General features: G+C 47.0%; 3 protein-coding genes. 1 reads left to right on the top strand and 2 read right to left on the bottom strand.

Going from position 1 to position 2,679, the window contains the following annotated elements; translation table 11 throughout:
* Together ACTHSP_RS19325 and ACTHSP_RS19320 are read right to left on the bottom strand one after the other, a co-directional pair.
* Window positions 1–692 (bottom strand): tetratricopeptide repeat protein (locus tag ACTHSP_RS19325; RefSeq protein WP_440346705.1); only part of this gene is annotated, 692 nt, incomplete at its 3' end.
* 25 nt (window positions 693–717) lie between these two features.
* Window positions 718–1,041 (bottom strand): LapA family protein, encoded by a 324-nt coding sequence (locus tag ACTHSP_RS19320; protein ID WP_049328701.1) that lies wholly within the window; start codon window positions 1,039–1,041, stop codon window positions 718–720.
* Window positions 1,042–1,255: 214 nt separating this feature from the next.
* On the opposite strand from ACTHSP_RS19320, the gene ilvE reads away from it, so the two are divergent.
* Window positions 1,256–2,254, top strand: a complete 999-nt coding sequence (gene ilvE / locus ACTHSP_RS19315) for a branched-chain-amino-acid transaminase (RefSeq protein WP_371464981.1) — start codon at window positions 1,256–1,258, stop codon at window positions 2,252–2,254.
* Window positions 2,255–2,679 lie beyond the last annotated feature (425 nt).

Genomic DNA, 2,679 nt, shown 5'->3' with positions numbered 1-2,679 from the left:
CCCTGACGGTATTCAATGTCGCCGAGAATGATGTTGGCGCGCGTACATTTTTTGTTGGCTTCGAGTGCTTTGCCGATGTTGTAGCGTGCGGTGTCGAAGTTGGATTTGAACAGCGCGGCTTGGGCGATTTCGCAATAAAACTGGGCGATTTCAAACTGGTAGGTTTGTTCGTCATGGCTCAAGAGCTGCGCCATTTCGATGGCTTTTTCCCAGTCGCGGTCTTGTTGGTAGATGCTCAAAAGGTGTTGGCGGGCTTCGCGTGCCATATCGCCTTCCTGCAAGCCGAGGAAGATTTGTTCGGCACGATCCACCAAGCCTGCGCTTTGGTAGTTTTGCGCCAGTTCAAAAAGCACGCGCGCGCGTTTTTCGTTGACTGTGTCGGGCGAATCGAGCAGGGCGCGGTGCATATTGATGGCTTTGTCGTTTTCGCCGCGCTGACGGTAGAGCTTGCCTAGGGTCAGGTTTAAGTCGTATGACTGCGGCTGTTGGTCAATCACTTCCGCCAATTCACGCGCGGCGCGGCCGCTGTTGCGGTCAACGAGGGCATCAAGGCTTTTGTAAAAGCCTGCCGGTATGCTTTTGGCCTGTTTCAGGACGGTCTTCATATCAACGCGCGCGGCAAACCAGCCCATAGCGAAGAAAACGGGGAGGAGGACGATGGGCAGTAAGATGACCCACAATTCGTTGTCCATGGTATTCCTTTATTGATTGGTGGCGTTACGCTTTGGGAGTGGCTTCGGAAGTCGTTGCCGGTGTTTCGGTTTTGACCGGAGTCAGGTCTTTTTCGGAAAGGTGGGCATGTTTTTTCACTTCGGCGCGCAGACGGTTGTTTTCGCTGCGCAGGGACAGCAGACGGCCGAAGAGGGCAAACATACCGAACACGATACCGATAATAAATGCACCGAAAAGTACGACAATCAGCGGCAGATTGATGTTTTGGCCGGGCAGGTAGAAGAAGGATACAGTGTGGGTATTGGTGATGGCCAGCAGGAGGAAAACAAGAAGAATCAGGATTTTGATGATGGTAGAGATGAGTTTCATGGGTTACTCCGGGTTGGCTGCGGTTGGGGCAGGCCGTCTGAAAAATGGTATCAGTTTAAACGATTTGCCGGATTTCGGATAGGACGGCATGTTTCAGACGGCAGGGGGACAGTGTCTTTATGCTGACGGGTACTTGTCAAACCTATATTGAAAGGCGTATTGTTCAGTCTTTAATTAATTTATTTTGCACATCAGAATAAGAAAGGCAATCATCATGAGCAGACCAGTTCCAGCCGTATTCGGCAGCGTTTTTCACGCTGAAATGCCCGTTATCGCTTATCGTGAAGGTAAATGGCAGCCGGTAGAGTGGCAATCTTCCAAAGACCTGACAATCGCCCCCGGCGCGCATGCCTTGCATTACGGCAGCGAATGTTTTGAGGGTTTGAAGGCATTTCGTCAGGCAAACGGCAAAATCGTGATGTTCCGCCCGAGTGCCAATATCGCGCGCATGCAACAAAGTGCGGATATTTTGCACCTGCCGCGCCCTGAAACTGAGGCTTATTTGGATGCTTTGATTGAATTGGTCAAACGCTCTGCCGAAGAAATTCCTGATGCGCCAGCGGCGTTGTACCTGCGTCCGACTTTGATCGGTACCGATCCTGTGATTGGTAAAGCCGGTTCTCCTTCTGAAACGGCTTTGCTGTACATTCTGGCTTCTCCTGTCGGCGACTATTTCAAAGCTGGTTCGCCCGTTAAAATCTTGGTGGAAACCGAACATATCCGTTGCGCCCCACATATGGGCCGTGTGAAATGTGGCGGCAACTACGCTTCCGCCATGCCTTGGGTGTTGAAAGCCAAAGCCGAATATGGCGCAAACCAAGTGTTGTTCTGTCCGAATGGCGACGTTCAGGAAACCGGTGCGTCTAACTTTATCCTGATTAACGGCGATGAAATCATTACCAAACCGTTGACAGATGAATTCCTGCACGGCGTTACCCGTGATTCCGTGCTGACTGTTGCCAAAGATTTGGGCTACACCATTACCGAGCGCAACTTTACCGTTGATGAGCTGAAAGCAGCTGTGGAAAATGGCGCAGAGGCAATTCTGACCGGTACGGCTGCGGTCATTTCTCCGGTAACTTCTTTCGTGATTGATGGCAAAGAAATCGAAGTGAAGAGCCAAGAGCGCGGTTACGCAATCCGTAAGGCGATTACCGACATTCAATATGGTTTGACAGAAGATAAACACGGCTGGTTGGTCGAAGTTTGTTAAATAGAACGCATTCAATAAAAAAGGCCGTCTGAAATATTTTTTCAGACGGCCTTTTTTTATTGGTTTTTAGATGGTGAAAGCAATAATAAAATACTAAATTTTTCAAATAAACGGTAGTATTTTAGGATAATCGGTATATAATGCGCAATTATGTTGTAAAAATACATATTGGAAATATCAAATTTTATTGATTTTTCGATGAAGTTAAAAACATTTATAGATATTTATTTTGTATATTTTGTAAATTTAGTTAAATTAGGAATGCTAAAAACATATTGTATTAGAATTCCCCTCCTTTTTGGCTTCGCGGGATTAACTCTGTCACGCCAAAAAGGAAAACAATACAAGATAAAACCATTTTTATTTTGCTATAAAAATCAAAAATAACTTAACTTTGGATGAACTAATCAATTAAAAAGGGACTC

The sequence above is a fragment of the Neisseria sp. P0001.S005 genome (assembly GCF_051963715.1).
This window is presented reverse-complemented; position numbering and strand designations above follow the sequence as displayed.